This is a genomic window from Psychromarinibacter sediminicola (genome assembly GCF_029168335.1).
Lineage (GTDB): Bacteria > Pseudomonadota > Alphaproteobacteria > Rhodobacterales > Rhodobacteraceae > Psychromarinibacter > Psychromarinibacter sediminicola.
In genome coordinates, this window is record NZ_JARGYC010000003.1 from 121,697 (window position 1) to 141,336 (window position 19,640).

The 19,640-nt window shown below is 68.2% G+C and carries 17 protein-coding genes; 7 read left to right on the forward strand and 10 right to left on the reverse strand.

What is annotated here, in order from left to right; all coding sequences use genetic code 11:
• Positions 1–113: 113 nt before the first annotated feature.
• Positions 114–2,843, reverse strand: a complete 2,730-nt coding sequence (gene gyrA / locus P1J78_RS02230) for a DNA gyrase subunit A (RefSeq protein ID WP_275565682.1) — start codon at positions 2,841–2,843, stop codon at positions 114–116.
• 192 nt (positions 2,844–3,035) lie between these two features.
• On the opposite strand from gyrA, the gene P1J78_RS02235 reads away from it, so the two are divergent.
• From P1J78_RS02235 to P1J78_RS02245, 3 genes are all read left to right on the forward strand, one after another.
• On the forward strand, positions 3,036–3,305 hold the full coding sequence (locus P1J78_RS02235) for an usg protein (protein ID WP_275565683.1): 270 nt from the start codon (positions 3,036–3,038) through the stop codon (positions 3,303–3,305).
• A gap of 91 nt (positions 3,306–3,396) precedes the next feature.
• The gene (locus tag P1J78_RS02240; RefSeq protein WP_275565684.1) at positions 3,397–3,708 is read left to right on the forward strand and encodes an ElaB/YgaM/YqjD family protein; all 312 of its coding nucleotides are present in this window, start codon (positions 3,397–3,399) and stop codon (positions 3,706–3,708) included.
• On the forward strand, positions 3,708–4,046 hold the full coding sequence (locus tag P1J78_RS02245; RefSeq protein ID WP_275565685.1) for a hypothetical protein: 339 nt from the start codon (positions 3,708–3,710) through the stop codon (positions 4,044–4,046). Before P1J78_RS02240 ends, P1J78_RS02245 begins: the two co-directional genes overlap by 1 nt.
• 41 nt (positions 4,047–4,087) lie before the next feature.
• On the opposite strand, the gene P1J78_RS02250 is transcribed toward P1J78_RS02245, so the two are convergent.
• Both P1J78_RS02250 and hemB read right to left on the reverse strand, forming a co-directional pair.
• Entirely contained in the window at positions 4,088–4,645 is a 558-nt protein-coding gene (locus P1J78_RS02250; RefSeq protein WP_275565686.1) for a lipid-binding SYLF domain-containing protein, read from the reverse strand.
• A 126-nt stretch (positions 4,646–4,771) separates the two neighbouring features.
• Entirely contained in the window at positions 4,772–5,776 is a 1,005-nt protein-coding gene (gene hemB / locus P1J78_RS02255; protein ID WP_275565687.1) for a porphobilinogen synthase, read from the reverse strand.
• Positions 5,777–5,901: 125 nt separating this feature from the next.
• Here hemB and P1J78_RS02260 point away from each other — a divergent pair, with 125 nt between their 5' ends.
• Both P1J78_RS02260 and mfd read left to right on the forward strand, forming a co-directional pair.
• Entirely contained in the window at positions 5,902–6,429 is a 528-nt protein-coding gene (locus P1J78_RS02260; protein ID WP_275565688.1) for a component of SufBCD complex, read from the forward strand.
• 181 nt (positions 6,430–6,610) lie between these two features.
• Positions 6,611–10,060: a transcription-repair coupling factor gene (gene mfd, locus P1J78_RS02265; protein WP_275565689.1), complete on the forward strand. Its 3,450-nt coding sequence runs from the start codon at positions 6,611–6,613 to the stop codon at positions 10,058–10,060.
• 91 nt (positions 10,061–10,151) lie between these two features.
• Here mfd and P1J78_RS02270 read toward each other — a convergent pair whose 3' ends face one another.
• The 7 genes from P1J78_RS02270 to P1J78_RS02300 form a co-directional block, all read right to left on the reverse strand.
• A complete protein-coding gene (locus tag P1J78_RS02270) occupies positions 10,152–11,369 on the reverse strand; it encodes an MFS transporter (protein ID WP_275565690.1) in 1,218 nt (405 codons plus the stop codon).
• Between the two features lie 62 nt (positions 11,370–11,431).
• Positions 11,432–11,977: a methyltransferase family protein gene (locus tag P1J78_RS02275; protein WP_275565691.1), complete on the reverse strand. Its 546-nt coding sequence runs from the start codon at positions 11,975–11,977 to the stop codon at positions 11,432–11,434.
• Positions 11,978–11,990: 13 nt separating this feature from the next.
• On the reverse strand, positions 11,991–12,629 hold the full coding sequence (locus P1J78_RS02280) for a DsbA family oxidoreductase (RefSeq protein WP_275565692.1): 639 nt from the start codon (positions 12,627–12,629) through the stop codon (positions 11,991–11,993).
• A 61-nt stretch (positions 12,630–12,690) separates the two neighbouring features.
• Positions 12,691–14,217 (reverse strand): class I adenylate-forming enzyme family protein, encoded by a 1,527-nt coding sequence (locus P1J78_RS02285; RefSeq protein ID WP_275565693.1) that lies wholly within the window; start codon positions 14,215–14,217, stop codon positions 12,691–12,693.
• Between the two features lie 617 nt (positions 14,218–14,834).
• Positions 14,835–16,640, reverse strand: coding sequence for an extracellular solute-binding protein (locus P1J78_RS02290; protein ID WP_275565694.1), 1,806 nt, complete (start codon positions 16,638–16,640; stop codon positions 14,835–14,837).
• A 189-nt stretch (positions 16,641–16,829) separates the two neighbouring features.
• Positions 16,830–17,123 (reverse strand): type II toxin-antitoxin system RelE/ParE family toxin, encoded by a 294-nt coding sequence (locus P1J78_RS02295; protein WP_275565695.1) that lies wholly within the window; start codon positions 17,121–17,123, stop codon positions 16,830–16,832.
• The gene (locus tag P1J78_RS02300) at positions 17,120–17,362 is read right to left on the reverse strand and encodes a CopG family ribbon-helix-helix protein (protein ID WP_275565696.1); all 243 of its coding nucleotides are present in this window, start codon (positions 17,360–17,362) and stop codon (positions 17,120–17,122) included. Before P1J78_RS02300 ends, P1J78_RS02295 begins: the two co-directional genes overlap by 4 nt.
• 136 nt (positions 17,363–17,498) lie before the next feature.
• Here P1J78_RS02300 and P1J78_RS02305 point away from each other — a divergent pair, with 136 nt between their 5' ends.
• Together P1J78_RS02305 and P1J78_RS02310 are read left to right on the forward strand one after the other, a co-directional pair.
• Entirely contained in the window at positions 17,499–18,272 is a 774-nt protein-coding gene (locus P1J78_RS02305) for a 3-hydroxybutyrate dehydrogenase (protein WP_275565697.1), read from the forward strand.
• A gap of 9 nt (positions 18,273–18,281) precedes the next feature.
• Positions 18,282–19,316: a patatin-like phospholipase family protein gene (locus tag P1J78_RS02310; protein ID WP_275565698.1), complete on the forward strand. Its 1,035-nt coding sequence runs from the start codon at positions 18,282–18,284 to the stop codon at positions 19,314–19,316.
• The last annotated feature ends 324 nt before the right edge of the window (positions 19,317–19,640 follow it).

Here is a 19,640-nt window from a genome sequence, read left to right on the forward strand (position 1 = left end):
TCTCTCTCGTCCGCGCCCCCGCCGACAGATCGACGGTCGACAAGGGGATGGGCGGGAACGGGGCGGAAATGTGGCGGAGTTGGGGAAATTGCCGCCGGCGGCCGGACATGCGGTTACACGTCCGGCGCGTCTCCGTTCTGTTCGGCGATCCAGGCGACCGAGACGACCTCTTCGCCCGGCGCGGTGTTGAACACCTTGACGCCGCCGGCGCCGCGCGAGCGGAAGGAGATGCCGTCGACGGGGCAGCGGATCGACTGGCCGGTGGAGGTGACGAGCATGATCTGGTCGTCCATCTCGACGGGGAAGGAGGCGACGAGCGGGCCGCCGCGCAGCGCCTTGTCCATCGCCGCCACGCCCTGGCCGCCGCGGCCGCGGACGGGGTAGTCGTGGCTGGAGGACAGCTTGCCCGAGCCGCCGGAGGTGATGGTGAGGATCAGCTCCTCGGCGGCCGACATCTCGGCATAGCGTTCCTGGGGCAGGGCGACGTCGGCGACCTGATCGTCGTCCTCGTTGCCCTCGGCATCGTCGGCCATGCCGGCCACGGCGCGGCGCATCTTGAGATAGGCGGCGCGTTCCTCGGCCGATGCCTCGAAATGGCGCAGAATCGCCATGGAGACGACGGAGTCGCCGCTCGCCAGCCGGATGCCGCGCACGCCGGTCGAATCGCGGCCCTTGAAGACGCGCACCTCCGTGGTGGGGAAGCGGATGGCGCGGCCCTTGGCCGTCACCAGCATCACGTCGTCGGTCTCGGTGCAGATGCGGGCGTTCACCAGGCTCACGTCGTCCGGCAGTTTCATCGCGATCTTGCCGTTCGACTTCACGTTGGTGAAATCCGACAGCGCGTTGCGACGGACGTCGCCCTGGGAGGTGGCGAAGAAGATCTGCAGGTCCGACCAGTCGTCTTCCGGCACGTCCACCGGCATGATCGCGGCGATCGAGACGCCCTGCGGGATCGGCAGGATGTTGACGATCGCCTTGCCGCGCGAGGTGCGGCTGCCCGAGGGCAGGCGCCAGGTCTTGAGCTTGTAGACCATCCCGTCGGTCGTGAAGAACAGCAAGGGCGTGTGCGTATTGGCCACGAACATAGAGGTGACCACGTCGTCGTCCTTCAGCCCGCCGCCCGACAGCCCCTTGCCGCCGCGCTTCTGCTCGCGGAACTCCACCAGCGGCACGCGCTTGATATAGCCGCCCTGGGTGACCGTCACGACCATGTCCTCGCGCTCGATCAGGTCCTCGTCCATCATGTCGCCGGACCATTCGGCGATCTCGGTGCGGCGGGGGACGGCGAACTGTTCCTTCACCTCGGCCAGCTCGTCCGAGATGATTCCCATGATGCGCTCGCGCGAGCGGAGAATTTCCAGGTATTCCCGGATCTTGCCGGCCAGCTCCTGAAGTTCGTCGGTGATCTCCTTGACGCCCAGCTGGGTCAGGCGCTGCAGCCGCAGATCGAGGATCGCGCGGGCCTGCCGGTCGGACAGGTTGTAGGTGCCGTCCTCGTTCATCGTATGGGTCGGGTCGTCGATCAGCCGGATGTATTCGGCGATATCGGCGGCCGGCCAGCGGCGCGTCATCAGCTTCTCGCGCGCCTCGCCGGCATCGGCGGAGCCACGGATCGTGGCGACCACCTCGTCCACGTTCGACACGGCGACGGCGAGACCGCAGAGGATATGGCTGCGGTCGCGCGCCTTGCGCAGCTCGAAGGCCGTGCGGCGCGCCACGACTTCCTCGCGGAAGCTGATGAAATGCGTGAGAAATTCGCGCAGCGTGAGCTGTTCGGGCTTGCCGCCGTTCAGCGCCAGCATGTTGCAGCCGAACGAGGTCTGCATCTGCGAGAAGCGGAACAGCTGGTTCAGCACGACGTCGGGCGTCGCGTCGCGGCGCAGTTCGATCACCACGCGCACCCCGACGCGGTCGGATTCGTCCTGCACGCCCGAGATGCCCTCGATCTTCTTTTCCCGTGCAAGATCGGCGATCTGCTCGACCATCCTCAACTTGTTCACCTGGTAGGGGATGTCGTCGACGATGATCGCGAAGCGGTCCTTGCGGATCTCCTCGACCCGGGTGCGGGCGCGCAGAACGACGCTGCCGCGCCCCTCGGTATAGGCCTTGCGCGCGCCGGAGCGCCCCAGGATCACGCCGCCGGTGGGGAAGTCGGGCCCCTGGATGTATTGCATCAGCTGGATCGAATCGAGGTCGGGATCCTCGATCAGCGCCTGGGTGGCGTCGATCACCTCGCCCAGGTTGTGCGGCGGGATGTTGGTGGCCATGCCGACGGCGATGCCGCCGGCGCCGTTGACCAGCATGTTGGGGAATCGGGCGGGCAGGACCGTCGGCTCGGTATCCTTGCCGTCGTAGTTGTCCTGGAAATCGACCGTTTCCTTGTCGATGTCGGCCAGCACGTAATTCGCCGCCTTGGCCATCCGCACCTCGGTGTAGCGGAAGGCCGCGGGCGGGTCGCCGTCCATCGAGCCGAAGTTGCCCTGGCCGTCCAGCAAGGGCAGGGACATCGAAAAGTCCTGCGCCATCCGCACCAGCGCGTCGTAGATCGCCGCGTCGCCGTGCGGGTGATACTTGCCCATGGTGTCGGCCACCGGGCGCGAGGACTTGCGGTAGGGCTTGTCGTAGGTGTTGCCCACCTCGTTCATCGCGTAGAGAATCCGGCGGTGCACAGGTTTCAGGCCATCGCGCAGATCCGGGATCGCGCGGGACACGATGACCGACATCGCGTAATCGAGATACGCGGTGCGCATCTCGCTTTCGATGGTCACGCTGGGGCCGGAGGGCGCGGGGCGCTCGGGGCCGGAATCGTCTTCGTTCTCAGGGGGTTCGGGCGTGTCGCTCACGTACCACTCCGCCTTTCTTGAGGGGCGCTATATCTTGTTGTGCCACACTATAGCGCGCGCGGGATGTGGGGTTCAACAGTGACTTTCATTTGTGCAAGCAGCCGCGCGGGGTGACTGCTAACATACTGTTTTCATTGATTGTTGAAGAATTTGCGGCATCATTCCCGTTACCGGCCAAAAAGGAGACGCGATGTGAGCATGTCCGAGACCGACCTGATGCTGAAGGGCTATGGGCTGACGACGGCGGAGTTCTACTACCGCATGCCCGACTTTCAGAACGTCCTGAACACCTTCATCTGGCAGGAATACGACCTTGCGCCGGATCACCCGAAACTGTTCGAGTTCATCGAGTTCTGGCAGGAATCGATCGAGGGGCCGCTGCATTCGGTGCGGTTCACCCATCGCAAGATGATCGCGCCGGGCGAATGGCGCAACGTGACGGGCGAGTTCACACTGCACTGAGACGGGGCATTGCTACGGGGCATTGATGCACGTCATTGTATTTCCTCAATGACCCGGTAGGGTTAACCTCGTTCAGCCTGGAGGGAGTGCGATGGCCGACAAGAAGACCGACCCGACGCTGGAAGACCTGGCGGCGCAGATCGAGACGCTGCGCGCCGACATCGCCGCGATTGCCGAGAGCGCGAGCGCCTATGGCCGCGCGCGGGGCGAGCAGGCGCTTGGCCGGGCCCGCGCCACGGCCGAACACACCCTGAACGAGGGCGAGCGCATGGCGGCCGAGGCCGGGCGTTATGCCGGCGACAAGGCCGACGAGGCGCTGGAGGCGGTGCGCCGGCAGCCGATGCTGGCGCTGGCGATCGCGGCGGGCGTCGGGTTCCTGATCGGGATGACGCGGCGCCGCTGATGTGGGCGACGCTGGAATACCGGATCGCACTGATCCTGCGCAGCGCGGCGCTGCGGCTGTTCTTCGCGGTCGTGGCGGCGGGGCTGCTGCTGGCGGGGCTGGCCTTTCTCGGGATCGCGCTGTGGGTCGTGCTGGAGGCCAGGGGCGGCACGGCCTTTGCCGCAGGCTGGATCGGCGGCGGGTGCCTGGTGCTGGGGTTTCTGACGCTGGGGCTGGGCGTGGCCTACCGGCCGCGACCGCCGGCGGCGCCGCCGCTGTCGCTGGCGGATCTGGTGGCGGCCTTCGTGTCGGGCTATGGCGCCGCGCAGGCGACGAAGAAAACGGGCGACGACGAATAGCCGCGCCCGTTCAAGTGTTTACGACAGGTCGTTGATGCGGATCAGGGAATAATCCTTGTGTATTTCGTGCCCTTCAGCGTGGCGCCGGCGATCAGCCCCGCCTGGCCGAAGATCAGCGCGATGACCGGCGACATGGTGGTCGTGGTCTCGGCCGTCAGGTTCTCGCCCTGCTGGTTCAGCGTGTACTCGATATCGGCACCGGCGGCCCAGCCGGGCGAACGGCGGAAGCGCTCCAGCGACTCGGAGGTCATGAAGAACAGCACGTGGGAATACTGCTGCGCGCCGATCTGCAGCCCGACGGTGCCCGAGGTGGCCGAGTAGTAGTCGACCGTCACCCCGTCGATCCGCAGCGCGCCGCGGCCGTAGGCGCCGCCGATCCCGAAGCCGGCCTTGGTGACCAGCGGCATCACCAGCATGGCGACGGACTTGTCGCGCAGGTCGGTGGTGGCGGGGTAGTTGGTGAAGAGATAGTTGAGCGTCCGGTCGACGCGCTGGTCGATCACCTGCGCGCCGTTGGAGCCGATGCCGTTGCCGCAGGCGGCCAGGAGGCCCGCGCTGCCGGCGGCCGCGATGAATCCGCGGCGGGATTGGATGGTCATGGGATCTGCCCTTGTACTGCCGTGCCTGGATGCGCCTGTTTTCGCGGCGCTTGCAGATAGTCTAGCCGATCCGCGCGGCGCTGTCATCCATCGGATGCATTCCTGGGCGGAGGCCCGCGCGCCGGCTCAGGCGCCGGCTTTCAGGGCGCGGGCGGCCTCCGGCGCGAAATAGGTGAGGATGCCGTCGCAACCTGCTCTTTTGAAAGACAAAAGGCTCTCCAGCATCACGGTCGGCCCGTCCAGCCAGCCATTGGCCTCCGCCGCCTTCAGCATCGCGTATTCGCCGGAGACCTGGTAGGCGTAGGTGGGCACCTGCAGCTCGGTCTTCACCCGGCGGCAGATGTCGAGATAAGGCATGCCGGGTTTCACCATGACCATGTCGGCGCCTTCGGCGAGGTCGCGGGCGACCAGGCGGACGGCCTCGTCGGTATTGCCGGGATCCATCTGGTAGGTCTTCTTGTCGCCCTTCAGCGCCGCCGTGGCGCCGACCGCATCGCGGAACGGGCCGTAGAAGGCTGAGGCGTATTTGGCGGCATAGGACAGGATCGTCACGTTCTGGTGGCCGTCCCGTTCCAGCGCGGCGCGCATCGCACCGATGCGGCCGTCCATCATGTCGGATGGCCCGATGATGTCGGCACCGGCCTCGGCCTGCGCCAGCGTCATCTTCACCAGCGCCTCGACCGTTTCGTCGTTGACGATCTCGCCGTCCACGACAAAGCCGTCATGACCCAGGGCGTTGTAGGTGTCGAGCGCCACGTCGGTCATGATCGCGATCTCGGGCACCGCGGCCTTGATCGCGCGGATCGTGCGGTTGGTGGTGTTGTCGGGGCTCCAGGCCTCGGCGCAGTCCTCGGTGCGCGAGGCCGGGTCGGTATAGGGAAACAGGCAGATGGCGGTGATGCCGAGGCCCGCGGCCATCTCCGCCGCCTTCACCGCGCGGTCCGTGGTCAGCCGCGCCACGCCGGGCATCGAGGGCACCGGGGTCTCGTCGTTCTCGCCGGCCTGCAGGAAGATCGGCCAGATGAAATCGTCCACCGTCAGCGTCGTCTCGCGCATCAGGCGGCGGCGCGCGTCGCTGGCGCGCATCCGGCGGAAGCGGGCGGCGGGAAAGGGGGCGGGGATCGTGACCATTGAAATGCCTGTCCTCGGGATGTGGCCTCCGGACAGATCGCAGGGAATTTCCACGACGGCAAGACTAGGAATTGCCGCAGTGCCGCACTAGGGTCCGCGCACAGAACAAGAACGGACGGGCAGCCGTGGACTGGTACAGCACCGTATTCGAACTGATCGACATGAGGTCCTTTTCGAACCTCTGGTACTGGATCGCGCTGGCCGTGGTCTGGTCCTCGGCCAGCCACTGGGTGCTGGGCGTGCCCTATGACCTGGTGCTGAGCGCCGCGCGGCACGAAGGCCACGTCCAGGCCGATCTGGAGGATCTGGTGCGGATCAACTGCAACCGCATCCTGCATATCGGCGAGGTGTCGGGGCTGTGGATCCTGGGGCTGGCCTGTGCCGTCCTGTCGGCGCTGGCCGTCCTGGGCTTCTTCTACTGGATCGAGTTCGCGCAGGCGCTGTTCCTCATCCTGTTCCCGCTGGCGATCGTCGGCCTGCTGAGCCTGCTGGCGGCACGGTCGATCCGCCGCCAGGGCCTGGCCGGCGGGGCGCTGCGCCGGCGGCTCCGGCGGCAGCGGCTCTATACCCAGATGATCGGGCTGGTGGCGATCTTCGTCACCGCGATGTGGGGCATGTGGCAGAACATGACGCTGGGCGCGCTCGGGGCCTGAGGCCGGGCCATGAACCTTCGGCGAGCGTATTTGACACGAGAAGAAGACGGGGGCCGCGGTGAAACTCCTGCAGGCTTCTTCTCGTTGAAAATACGCATGGCGCGCGCTGCACCACGGGCGTGACGCGGGGCAGGGGAAATGCGGTTGACATGCGCCCCCGGGTCTTTACCTGACAGGCGCCATGTCCCCCGCGTCTTACATACAGGTCGGCGGCGCGCCGGAAGGCTACGACGCCCGGCTGCTGGTCCAGGAGCTGGAGAAATCCGGCGCCCCGGTGATCCATGTCGCGCGCGACGACAAGCGGCTGGCGGCGATGCGCGCGGCGCTGGCCTTCTTCGCGCCGGACATGCCGGTGATCGAGTTCCCCAGCTGGGACTGCCTGCCCTATGACCGGGTCTCGCCCAACCCCGATATCGAGGCGAACCGGATGGCCACGCTGGCCGGGCTGGCGCAGGGGCTGCCCGGCCCCGTGGTCCTGCTGACCACGCTGAACGCGGCGACGCAGCGGGTGCCGGCGCGGGAGGTTCTGGCCGAGGCGTCCTTCGTCGCGCGGGTGGGCGACCGGATCGACGAGAAGGGCTTGCGCGGCTTTCTGGTGCGCATGGGCTTCACCCAGGCGCCCACGGTGACCGAGCCGGGCGATTACGCCATCCGGGGCGGAATCATCGACATCTATCCGCCGGGTGAGGGCGGGCCGGTGCGGTTGGACCTGTTCGGCGACGTGCTGGACGGGGCGCGGCGGTTCGACCCCGTGTCCCAGCGCACGACCGAGACGCTGGACGTGGTGGAGCTGGCGCCCGTCAGCGAGGTGATCCTGGACGACGCGGCGATCACCCGGTTCCGGCAGAACTACCGGATCGAATTCGGCGCGGCCGGCACCGACGACCCGCTCTACGAGGCGGTGAGCGCGGGGCGCAAGCATCAGGGGGTCGAGCACTGGCTGCCGTTCTTCCACGCCCGGCTGGAGACGCTGTTCGATTATCTCCCCGGCGCGTCGGTCTGCCTGGACGACCAGGTGGGGCCGGCGCGGCTGTCGCGCTGGGAGGGGATCGTGGACCAGTACGAGACCCGCGTCCACGCGATGAGCCAGAAGAACCGGATCGACACCGTCTACAAGCCGTGCCCGCCGGGGCTTTTGTACCTGGACGACGCCGCCTGGGACGCGGCGCTGGGGGAGCGACGGGTGCTGCAGTTCCACCCGCTGCCGCAGGCGAGCGGGCCGGGCGTGGTCGATGCCGGCGGGCGCATCGGGCGCAACTTCTCGCCCGAGCGCCAGCAGGAAAGCGTCAATCTGTTCGGGGCGGTGGCCGATCATGTGCGGGCGCGGTCGGATGCGGGGCCGGTGGTTCTGGCGGCCTATTCCGAGGGCGCGGCCGAGCGGCTGGGCCATCTGCTGGCCGATCACGGCATCCACGACGTGCGCCACGTGGCGCGGGCGTCGGAGCTTTCGGGGCGCGACGTGGCGCTGGCGGTCTGGCCGCTGGAGACCGGCTTCGTCACGCCGACGCTGACGGTGATCGCCGAGCAGGACATCCTGGGCGACCGGCTGATCCGCGCGCCGAAGAAGCGCAAGCGGGCGGAGAATTTCCTGACCGAGGCGCAGAGCCTCAGCCCCGGCGACCTGATCGTGCATGTCGATCACGGGATCGGGCGGTACACCGGGCTGGAGGTGCTGCAGGCGCTGGGGGCGCCGCACGAGTGCATCGCGCTGGAATACGCCGGCGGCGACCGGCTGTTCCTGCCGGTGGAGAATATCGAGCTGCTGTCGCGCTACGGCCATGAGGAGGGCCTGCTCGACCGGCTGGGCGGCGGCGCGTGGCAGGCCAAGAAGGCGCGGATGAAGGAGCGGATCCGCGAGATGGCGGATCGGCTGATCCGGATCGCGGCGGAACGGCATCTGCGGCGCGCGCCGATCATGGAGGCGCCGGCGGGGATGTGGGACGCCTTCTCCGCGCGGTTCCCGTACCAGGAGACCGACGACCAACTGGGCGCGATCGAGGCGGTGCTGGACGACCTGGGCTCGGGCACGCCGATGGACCGGCTGGTCTGCGGCGACGTGGGCTTCGGCAAGACCGAGGTGGCGATGCGGGCGGCCTTCGTGGCGGCGATGTCCGGCCGGCAGGTGGCGGTAATCGCGCCGACGACGCTGCTGGCGCGGCAGCATTACAAGAGCTTTGCCGAGCGGTTCCGCGGCTTCCCGGTGGAGGTACGGCAGCTGTCGCGCTTCGTGTCGGCGAAGGAGGCGGCGGCGACGCGGGACGCGGTGAGCCGCGGCACCTGCGACATCGTGATCGGGACGCATGCGCTTCTGGCCAAGGGCACCCGGTTCAGGGATCTGGGGCTCTTGGTCATCGACGAGGAGCAGCATTTCGGCGTGACGCACAAGGAGCGGCTGAAGGAGCTGCGCACGGATGTGCATGTGCTGACGCTGACGGCGACGCCGATCCCGCGGACCTTGCAGCTGTCGCTGACGGGGGTGCGCGAGCTGTCGATCATCGGGACGCCGCCCGTCGACCGGCTGGCGATCCGGACCTATGTGAGCGAGTTCGACGCGGTGACGATCCGCGAGGCGCTGTTGCGCGAGCACTACCGGGGCGGGCAGTCGTTCTACGTGGTGCCGCGGATCTCCGATCTGGCGGAGATCGAGGAGTTCCTCAAGGAGCAGGTGCCGGAGGTGACCTATGTGGTCGCGCATGGGCAGATGGCCGCGGGCGAGCTGGACGACCGGATGAACGCCTTCTACGACGGCAAGTACGACGTGCTGCTGGCGACGACCATCGTGGAATCGGGGCTGGATATCCCGACGGCGAACACGATGGTGGTGCATCGGGCGGACATGTTCGGGCTGGCGCAGCTCTACCAGATCCGCGGCCGCGTGGGGCGCGCGAAGACGCGGGCCTATGCCTATCTGACGACGAAGCCCCGGGCGAAGCTGACGGCGACGGCGGAGAAACGGCTGCGCGTGCTGGGCTCGCTCGACTCGCTGGGGGCGGGGTTCACGCTGGCGTCGCAGGACCTGGACATTCGCGGGGCGGGAAACCTGCTGGGCGAGGAACAATCCGGCAATATCAACGAGGTGGGCTACGAGCTTTACCAGTCGATGCTGGAAGAGGCGATCGCCAAGATCAAGTCGGGCGAGGCCGAGGGGCTGACCGACACCAGCGCCGACCAATGGGCGCCGCAGATCAACCTGGGCGTTCCGGTGCTGATCCCGGAAGAGTACGTGCCGGATCTGGACGTGCGGCTGGGACTCTACCGGCGGCTCAGCGAGCTGCACACCAAGGTCGAGCTGGAGGGCTTCGCGGCGGAGCTGATCGACCGCTTCGGCAAGCTGCCGAAGGAGGTGAACATGCTGCTGTTGATCGTGCGGATCAAGGACATGTGCAAGCGCGCCGGGATCGCCAAGCTGGACGGCGGGCCGAAGGGCGCGACGATCCAGTTCCACCAGGACAAGTTCGCGAACCCGGCCGGGCTGGTGCGGTTCATCGAGGCGCAGAAGGGGCTGGCCAAGGTGAAGGACAACAAGATCGTGGTGCGGCGCGACTGGAAAGGGACGAAGGACCGCATCCAGGGGGCCTTCGCCATCGCGCAGGATCTGGCGAAGCACGCGAAGGAGACGGCCGAGGCGTGAGGCGGCAAAATCTTCTGGAAGATTTTGACGTGGCAGGATTTTCCAGAAAATCCTGCGCGGCACGATCTTCTGGAAGATCGTGTCGGGCGTCCTAGGCGGTGTCTTCTTCGCCGGTGCCGAGCGGGCGCATCAGCGCCAGCGCCAGCGCACAGCAGAGGGCGGTGCCCGCCGCCAGCGACAGCGGCGTGCCGTCGAAGGCGAGCCCGATGGGCACCGCGATGACGACGGCCGAGACCGTGGCGACCGCGCTGATCACCGAGGCGCCGAGACCGGCGAGATGGCCCAGCGGCTCCATCCCGAGGGCGTTCAGGTTGCCGATGGTCAGCCCCAGCATGAAGAACATCGTCTGGATCCAGAACAGGAAGGCCGCGAAATAGGCCGTCCCCGACAGCAGGCCGGTGATCACGATGCCCGCCATGCTCAATGACAGGACGAGTTGCGCCGTCAGCGTGATCCGCACCACCAGCCGCATCCCCAGCCGCACCACGACGCGGGCGTTGAGAAAGCTCGCCCCGGCGGCCACCAGCGAGATGCCGGCGAACCAGTAGGGAAACGTGCCGGCGGCGTCGAAGGTCACGTCGAACATCGGCTGGATCGTCGACAGCGTGGCAAAGAGCATCCCGAAGACCAGCGCCAGCACCGCGATGGTCAGCGCCACCGTGCGGTTGGTCAGGATCTCCACCGTCCCGCGCATCAGGCTGCCGGGGTGGAACGGGCGGCGCGACGCCTGCGGCAATGTCTCGGGCTGGCGCAGGCCGAACCAGGTGCACACGAAGATCGCCCAGATCATGTAGGCAAAGAAGATGCCGCGCCAGCCGGCGACGGCGATGATCGCGGTGCCGACGAGCGGTGCGGCGGCGGGGACCAGCGTGAAGACCATCATCACGAAGGACATGATCTGCGCCATGCGCCGCCCCTCGAACTGGTCGCGGACCAGCGCCAGCACCGCCACCCGCGGGCCGGCGGCGCCCAGGCCCTGCAGCAGGCGGGCGAGCAGCACGAGTTCCAGCGATGGCGCGGCCCAGGCCAAGAGCGCGCCGGCGAAGTAGATCGCGAAGCCGCCGAAGATCACCGGCCGGCGGCCGAAGGTATCCGACAGCGGACCGGTGAACAGGGTGCCCGCGCCCATGCCGAGCACGAAGCTGGTGATGATCAGCTGCGCCTGGTTCGGGGCGTCGGGCGACAGCTCGGCCGCGATGTCGTTCATCGCGGGCAGCATCGAATCCACCGCGAAGGCGACCGAGGCGATGATCATCGCGGTCAGGCCGATGAACTCGGGCTGGGACAGGCGGGGCGTCTTGGCCGGCATGGGACGTGGGATAGCACATTGGCCGGCGGGCAAAAGTCGAAAGCCCCGGCCGGGCCGTGCGGTCAGAGCAGAAAGCCTGTGCGGGCGCGATAGGCGGCATGGCCCGGAGCGGTGGCGGCGAGGTGGCGGTCCTCGACCCGCGCCGCCAGCAGGAGCGCGGCGACCCCGGCCAGCGCGGGCCAAAGCGCGGGCGGCGTGCCGGCGAGGAGCGCGATTCCGATCAGCATGGCGCTCTGGCCCAGGTACTGCGGATGCCGGCTGCTTGCATAGCTGCCGCGGGTGACGAGGGGCGCGGGCCAGCCGCTGGTGGCTTTCAGCCCGAGATCCCAGGTGCCCCAGCTGTGCAACGCGCTGCCCGCGACCGACAGCAGCCCGCCGGCGCCGAAGCGCAGCCAGTCGGGCAGCACCGGCTGCGCCGCTTCGTGGAACCCGGCGCGGATGGCGCCGACATAGATCGCGACGGTCAGCGCCCAGGCCCAGGCGGCGGTGCGCCAGCGGCCTTCATGCGGGGGCCAGAGGCGGCGGGGCGGGTGCCGGTCGGACCAGAGGAGAACCGCCGCCCAGCCGAGGGCGGCGGCGGCGCCGAGGGCGGACCAGAGGGCGGGCACGCCGCTCAGGCGCTCATTTCTCCTCGGTCTCTTTCAGTTCCTCGATGACCTTGATCCAGAGGTCGGGCGGCTGGGCGCCGGGGACCGCGTGGCGCTGACCCACGACGAAGGTGGGCACGCCGGTCACGCCGTGCTCGCGCGCCCAGGCGTCGCGGGCGCGGATATCCTCGCGGTCGGCGTCGGATTGCAGCAGCTGCCGGATCATCGCCGCGTCGAGCCCGCAGCCGTCGGCGATGTCGGCCAGCGTGTCGGTGTCGCCGATGTCGCGGGCTTCCTTGAAATAGGCGCGGAACAGCGCCATCGCGACCGGGGTCTGACGCCCCTCGATCCCGGCCCAGTGAATCAGCCTGTGCGCGTCGAGCGTGTTGGGCGTGCGCGGGATGGACGAGAAGTCGATCTCCAGCCCTGCGTTTTCGGCGGCCTCGACGACCGGGGCATAGGCCTCGGCGGCGCCGTCGCGGCCGCCGAACTTGTGTTCGAGGTATTCCTTGCGGTCCATGCCCTCGGGCGGCATCTCGGGATTGAGCTGGAACGGGTGCCACTCGATCTCGAACGGGTGGTCGGGGACCTGTTCCAGCGCGCGGTCGAGATTGGTCTTCCCGATATAGCACCAGGGGCAGATCGGGTCGGACAGGATATCGAGTTTGATCATGGCGGGCTCCCCTCTGGTGTGGCGGGCTACATAGGGGATATGGCGCGAAAGGGAAACCGGATCAGTCGGCGGGGTGCGCGGTTTCCCAGTCCTCGCGCAGGCGGCGGCGCTGCAGCTTGCCGTTGGGGTTCTTCGGCAGCGCGTCGACGCGGTGGTAGATGCGGGGCATCTTGTAGCGCGCGAGGCTTTGCGCGGCGAAGCGGTCGAGCTCGGTGGGGTCGAGGTCGGCATCGGCGGTGTAGAAGGCGGCGATGACGGTGGTGTCGGCCTTCACCTGCACCTCGACGGCGGCGCATTCGTGGATCGCCGAATGGGTGGTCAGCGCGCTTTCCACCTCGATGGGCGAGACGCGCACGCCGCCCGCGTTCATCATGTCATCGCCGCGGCCGAGATAGGTGAGCGCGCCGTCTTCGGCCATGCGCACGGTATCGCCGGTGAGGAACCACTCGCCGCTCTGGCGGGCGCGGGTCTCGTCCTCGGCGCCCCAGTAGCCCAGCATCAGCCCGGGGTCGCGGTTCGAGACGGCGAGCGTGCCGGGGGTGCCGATGGGGACGGGGCCGTCCTCGCCCAGCACGGCGACGCGGCGGCCGGGCTGCGGGTAGCCCAGGGTGCCGGGCGGCGCGGGATGCGCGGGCGCGCCGGAGACGAAGGTGGAGCATTCGGACATGCCGAAGGCCTCGTGGACCGGGGTGCCGGTGGCCTCCTCCCAGTGCCGGCGAGTGGCGTCGGGCATCTTCTCGCCCGCCGAGAGCCCGTGGCGGAGTTTCGGCAGGGCGGGGATGTCGTGCCTGAGGAGTTGGCGGTAAACGCCCGGGGCGCCGGCGAAAATCGTCGCGTCGTGGCGTTTCAGCAGGAGCGGCAGCTGCGCCGGCGTCACGCCCTTGCCCGGGATCAGCGCCGTGGCGCCGATCGACCAGGGGTCCATCAGGCCGGTGCCCAGCGTGTAGGTCCAGTTGAAGGCGCCGGCATGCAGCAGCCGGTCGTCCGGACGCAGGCCGTACCAGCCGTCCCACATCAGCCGCCGCGCCCAGATCGCCCGGTGGGCATGCGTCACGGCGCGCGGGCTGCCGGCGGTGCCGGACGTATAGATGACATAGGCCGGGCGGTCGGGATCGCCGATCTGGAAGTCGGCCGGCGGCAGGTCGTGCATGTCGGCCAGCGCGCCGGTTTCGATGACCGGGCAGGGGGCGGGATCGGGGCGCGAGACGCCGGGCTCGGCGACGATGAGCTTGGGGTCGATCTCGGCGGCGATGCGCGTGACCTCGGGCACGGTCAGCAGCGACGAGGTGGGCACGGGGATCAGCCCGACCGTCAGCGCCGCGAGATAGGTGATCGGGAAGTCGACGGTGTTTCCCATGCGCATGAGCACGCGGTCGCCCGGCGCCAGCCCGTGGGTCAAAAGTCCGGTGGCCGTGCCCCGGACGGCCTGTTCGAGCCGGCCATAGCTCCACCGCGTGGCGCCGGTGGGGGTCAGGACGGCCAGCGCGATCTTGTCGGGATGCTGCGGCGCCAGCGCCAGCACATGGGCGGCCATGTTGAACCTGGAGGGGCAGGCGGGCGGCGGGCCCTGGTCGAAGAGCGAGTCCATGCCTTCGCGATTAGGGCGGCGGCGGCGGGTTTGCAAGCCCGGGGCGCGGGCGGGACCGGCGGCCCCGGGGCGCGGGCGGGACCGGCGGCCCCGGGGCCGGATGCGCCGAGGTGACGGCGCGGCGGAGCTGGAGGCCGCGGGAGCGGCGCCCGGCCCGCGCGCGCCGCCCGCCGCGGGGCGCGGCCATCGGTGTCGTCTCCGGCACGGTTGTCTCGGAAAGTCAGACCGTTGCCGACTGGGCTTCACACGCGATGTCAGTCGCCTGCCCGCTACATGTCTGTATGAACAGCGTGGCCGCGCGCTGCGAGCGCAGTGACTTGTCAATGACATGTCAGAAAACGCCGGACAATTCAGGGCGAGGTTTGCAGCCCGCGGCGCAGGGACGTGTCAGGTCTCTCGCCGAGCCCGGTGGCTCTGCCCGGCAGTCTGTGACGGACCGCACCCGCTGCACCGGGTGGCCGGCGCGGCACGGCACGCCCGGCACCGCGTCAGACCAGCCCCACGACCGCCGCTGCGTCAGACCAGCGGCACGCCGGGGATGCCGCAGGCGGCGAGGGTCAGCAGGAGGCCGAGCGCGATATAGGGTTTCATGACTGCTCCTTGCGCGGTTGCGCGGTCTATTCCTCTTCCCACCACCAGACGAAGGGCTGCCAGTCGAGCCAGTCGCCGTAGATCGGGATCTCCTCGGGGTAGTGAAGCTCGTCGACATGGGCAATGCGGCTGACATTGTACTGATAGAACGGGATCACGTAGCGGCCCGTCGTCAGCACCCGGTCCAGCGCGCGGGTGGCGGCGAGGAAGTTGTCGGTGGTCTCCGAGCTCAGGATCTCGCGGATCATCGCGTCGGCCGCGGGCGAGGTCATGCCCATCCAGTTCTTCGTCCCCGGCGTCTCGGCCGCCTCGGAGCCCCAGTACTGTTCCTGCTCGTTGCCGGGGCTGAGCGACAGGGCGACCCGGTAATAGGTCATGTCGAAGTCGAAGGCATTGGTGCGCTCGGTGTATTGCGGGCGGTCGATTGCCTCGACGGTGGCGTCGATGCCCAGCCGCGTCAGCGCCTCGGAATAGATGTCGGCGATGGCGGTCTGTTCGGACGATCCGGTCTGCAGCAGAAGCTCGAACTCGAACGGCTCGCCCGCCGCGTTCTTCAGCACGCCGTCCTGCACGGTCCAGCCGGCCTCGGCCAAGAGGTCGAGCGCCTCGGCGATATTGGCGCGGTTGCGGACCGAGCCGTCGCTGACCGGCAGCTCGTAGCCCTCCAGCGCGCCGGGCAGGAGCGAGTCGGCAAACGGCTCCAGGAGCTCGCGCACGCGGCCCTCGGCCGGGCCGTCGCGCATCCCGAGGATGGAGTTCGAGAAATACGAGGTGATGCGCGGCTGCTCGCCCCCGGTCTGCGTCTGGTTGATGAATTCGAAGTTGAACGCATGGATCAGCGCCGCGCGCACGCGCCAGTCGTCGAAGGGCGCCCGGCGGGTGTTCATCACGAAGCCGGTGATGCCCGAGGGGCGACCGTGCGGGATGATGGACTTCACCACCTCGCCGGACTGGATGGCGGGGAAGTTGTACTGCTCGTCCCACTTGGCGGCGTTGAACTCGCGGTTGGAATTCAGGACGCCGGCCTTGAACGCCTCGAACTGGGCGGTGCCGTCGGCGAAGAACTCCATCCGGACCTCTTCCAGATTGGCGTGGCCGTTGCGCACCGGCAGATCCCAGCCCCAGTAGTCGGGGTCGCGCTTCAGCGTGACGTGCCGGCCGGCCTCGAAATCGTCGATCACGTAGGGCCCGGTCAGGATCGGGATCTCGTCGAGCCCCGATTCGGTGAACTCGGTGTCTTCCCACTGCGCCTTCTTGAGGATCGGGCGGAGGCCCAGGATCAACGGCAGCTCGCGGTCGACCTCGGAGAAGGTGAAGCGCACGGTGCGCTCGCCCACGGCCTCGGCGCTTTCCACCTTGGACCAGGCGCCGGTATAGCGCGGATGCCCCTCGGTCCCCAGCGTCCTGAAGGACCACAGCACGTCCTCGACCGTGACCGGCGAGCCGTCGGAGAATCGGGCCTCGGGCCGGAGGGTGAACTCGACCCAGCTGCGGTCCGCGTCGGTCTCGACCGATTCGGCCAATAGTCCGTATAGCGTGAACGGTTCATCCCAGTTTCGCGCCATTAGCGACTCGGAGGTCAGGTAGCGCAGCTGCCAGGGCACCTTGCCCTTCAGGATATAGGGGTTGAGGCTGTCGAAGCTGCCGACCTCGCCGGTGACGATGCGGCCGCCGACGGGCGCGTCCGGGTTGGCATAGGGGAAGGCCTCGAAATCTGGGGGCAGGGCCGGGTCGCCGTACATAGCGATGCCATGCCGGGGCTCTGCGGCGGACGGCGCCGGGGCCAGGGCCGCCGCAAGCAGGGCCGCGAGGAGGGGGGCATGGCGTGTCATGGGGCAACTGTCCTTCTGCTCAGCCGGGGGGCGTTTGCGGTGAAACTACCGGCCGACCGCCGCCTTTTCAAACTTTTACCTTTGACCACGGGCTTTAAGCGGGTATAAAGGGGGCACTGCTCGATAGGTTTCTTGCCTGTATGAAACCTGCCTCAATAACTGAACGCCCGCCTTGTGCGGGCGTTTTTTTTATGCGTTCGGAAAGCTGCGCGGCCAGTCGCGGGCCGCATGGCGGACGGCGAGAATCGTCACGGACTCGGGATCGGCGCGGTAGACGAGGATGTAGGGGAATCCCCTGAGCACGAGTTCACGGGTTCCGTCGACCCGGCCCGGCCGGGCCATCTGGGGATGCTCCGCCAAATGCCCGACCGCCGCATCGACACGCGCGAGAAGACGCATGGCCGTCGCTGCCCCGAAACCGGCGGAGCGCTGCAGACCGGCTTCGAGATCCGCCTCTGCGTCGGGATGCCAGACGATTCTCACGATTCGCCGTATTTCGCGAGCATCTCGGCCATCACCCGATCGTGGGGAATCGTGTTACCGTCGTCCGCTTCCTTCATGCGTCGGCGAATCTCGGCGTCCCAGGCCGCTTCCTCCGCGATGGCCGACTCGATGGCCTGATTGATCCACCAGTTGCGGCTGCGATCCTGCGCGCTGGCATATTCGTCGATCTTCTTCAGGGTCTCCTCGTCGGTGCGGAGCGATATGCTCTTGGTGGTCATGGTGAATACTCCTGACATCGGTTGTATTCATAATGGGCCCGCGATGGGCGGCCGGCAAGACGATGCTTCGATTTTGGCGTTTTCTTCGCAGGCGCAGCATCTATTCTCTGCCGCGACCGCACAAAGGAGGCACGAGATGTCACTCAAGGGAAAGACCGCCGTCGTCACCGGCTCCAATTCCGGCATCGGGCTGGGCGTTGCGAAGGCGCTGGCCGCCGAGGGCGCGGATGTGGTGCTGAATTCCTTCACCGACACCGACGAGGATCATGCGCTGGCCGAGGAGGTCGGCAGCGAGTTCGGCGTGACCGCGCGCTACATCAAGGCCGACATGTCGAAGGCCGACGAGTGCCGCGCCTTGATCGAGAAGGCGGGCGCCTGCGACATCCTGGTCAACAACGCCGGCATCCAGCATGTCGCGGCGATCGAGGAGTTCCCGGTCGAGAAATGGGACGCGATCATCGCGATCAACATGTCGTCGGTCTTCCACTGCACCGCCGCGGCGCTGCCGATGATGCGCAAGGCGGGCTGGGGGCGCGTCATCAACATCGCCTCGGCGCACGGGCTGCGGGCGTCGCCCTTCAAGGTGGCCTATGTCGCAGCGAAGCACGGGGTCGTGGGAATGACCAAGGTCGCGGGGCTGGAGACGGCGAAGGATCCGATCACGGTCAACGCGATCTGCCCGGGCTATGTACTGACGCCCTTGGTCGAGGGGCAGATCCCGGACACCGCGAAGGAATACGACATCTCCGAGGACGAGGCGATCGAGAAGGTGATCCTGGCCAAGCAGCCCTCGAAGGAGTTCGTGACGCTGGAGCAGCTGGGCGGGCTGGCCGTGTTCCTGTGTTCCGACGCGGCGGCGCAGATCACGGCGACGACGCTGTCGGCCGACGGCGGCTGGACGGCGCAGTAGCGCGGCGACATGGCGAAACGGATCAACATCGCGCTGCAGGGCGGGGGCGCGCACGGGGCCTTTACCTGGGGCGTGCTCGACCGGCTGCTGGACGAGGAGGACCTGGAGATCGCGGCGATCTCCGGCACCTCGGCTGGCGCGCTGAACGGCGCGGCGCTGAAGGCCGGGCTGGTGCGGGGCGGGCGGGCCGAGGCGAAGGCGAATCTCGACTGGCTCTGGGCGCAGATGGGGGCCGAGGTGGGCTCGGGCACGCCGGCGTGGCTGTCGGCCTTCGTGCCCGAGCCGGGGATGATGTCCGACCTGATCCAGATGCACCCGGCCTATTTCTGGGCCGACGCCGTGTCGCGCGTGCTCAGCCCCTACAGCTACGGTCCGTTCTACGAGAACCCGCTGCGCCGCGTGGTGGACGAATTCCGCTTCGGCGACGTCTGCGCGGCGGAGGGGCCGCGGCTGTTCGTGTCGGCCACCAACGTGCGCAGTGGCAAGATCCGGGTGTTCACCGGCGACCATATCGACACGAACGTGCTGTTGGCCTCGGCCTGCCTGCCGAACCTGTTCCAGGCGGTGGAGATCGAGGACCCGGTGACCGGCACGGTGGAGGCGTTCTGGGACGGCGGCTATACCGGCAACCCGGCGCTGTTTCCGATGTACGAGCCGGAGTTTCCGGCCGATATCGTGGTGGTCAACATCAACCCGCTGTATCGGCGCGAGGTGCCGCAGACGGCGCAGGAGATCCAGAACCGGATCAACGAGATCAGCTTCAACTCGTCGCTCCTGCGGGAATTGCGGGCGATCCAGTTCGTGCGCGACCTGATCGCCGAGGGGCGGATGCCGAAGGGCGCGATGAAGGAGGTGCTGATCCACATGATCGCCGACGACGAGCTGATGAACGAGCTGTCGGAGGCGACGAAGCGGGTGCCGACGCCGTCGGTGCTGGCCGAGCTGAAGGCGGCCGGGCAGCGGGCGGCGGGGGCGTTCCTGGCCGAGCACAAGGCGGATATCGGGGTCGAGGCGAGCTGCGATCTGCGGGAGATGTTCGGCTAGGCGCGGGGTGTCCGAGGTTGGACGGGGGTCCAAGTCCTTGGGATCGTTACAGTTAGCGGTAACTGTCCGGGGTCGGACGCGCGGCGCGACACCACTTTCTCAGCTTTGCCGGATGGCGCCTCGGTCGAACGGAACGCCGTGCAGCGCCGACCCGCCGGGGCGCGGTCGAGCCTTGCGATTCCGGAGACATAAGCATGTATGTCGGACACTTGGCACCGTCCTCGCCAGAAGCGCCGCCCCGGGGGGGCGGGTCTCTCGGGCATTTCGAAACGAAATGCCCTGCCGACAGGCGATTGCACAGCAATCGCCGAGAGGCGGCGCTGC

What these genes read in the sequence shown, in the direction of transcription:
- P1J78_RS02240 (WP_275565684.1), top strand. Translation starts at nt 3,397, where the DNA reads ATGGCCGACAAGAAGACCGACCCGACGCTGGAAGACCTGGCGGCGCAG.
- P1J78_RS02310 (WP_275565698.1), top strand. Translation starts at nt 18,282, where the DNA reads ATGGCGAAACGGATCAACATCGCGCTGCAGGGCGGGGGCGCGCACGGG.
- P1J78_RS02245 (WP_275565685.1), top strand. Translation starts at nt 3,708, where the DNA reads ATGTGGGCGACGCTGGAATACCGGATCGCACTGATCCTGCGCAGCGCG.
- P1J78_RS02285 (WP_275565693.1), bottom strand. Translation starts at nt 14,217, where the DNA reads ATGGACTCGCTCTTCGACCAGGGCCCGCCGCCCGCCTGCCCCTCCAGG.
- hemB (WP_275565687.1), bottom strand. Translation starts at nt 5,776, where the DNA reads ATGGTCACGATCCCCGCCCCCTTTCCCGCCGCCCGCTTCCGCCGGATG.
- P1J78_RS02270 (WP_275565690.1), bottom strand. Translation starts at nt 11,369, where the DNA reads ATGCCGGCCAAGACGCCCCGCCTGTCCCAGCCCGAGTTCATCGGCCTG.
- P1J78_RS02300 (WP_275565696.1), bottom strand. Translation starts at nt 17,362, where the DNA reads ATGACCACCAAGAGCATATCGCTCCGCACCGACGAGGAGACCCTGAAG.
- mfd (WP_275565689.1), top strand. Translation starts at nt 6,611, where the DNA reads ATGTCCCCCGCGTCTTACATACAGGTCGGCGGCGCGCCGGAAGGCTAC.
- P1J78_RS02305 (WP_275565697.1), top strand. Translation starts at nt 17,499, where the DNA reads ATGTCACTCAAGGGAAAGACCGCCGTCGTCACCGGCTCCAATTCCGGC.
- P1J78_RS02280 (WP_275565692.1), bottom strand. Translation starts at nt 12,629, where the DNA reads ATGATCAAACTCGATATCCTGTCCGACCCGATCTGCCCCTGGTGCTAT.
- P1J78_RS02250 (WP_275565686.1), bottom strand. Translation starts at nt 4,645, where the DNA reads ATGACCATCCAATCCCGCCGCGGATTCATCGCGGCCGCCGGCAGCGCG.
- P1J78_RS02290 (WP_275565694.1), bottom strand. Translation starts at nt 16,640, where the DNA reads ATGACACGCCATGCCCCCCTCCTCGCGGCCCTGCTTGCGGCGGCCCTG.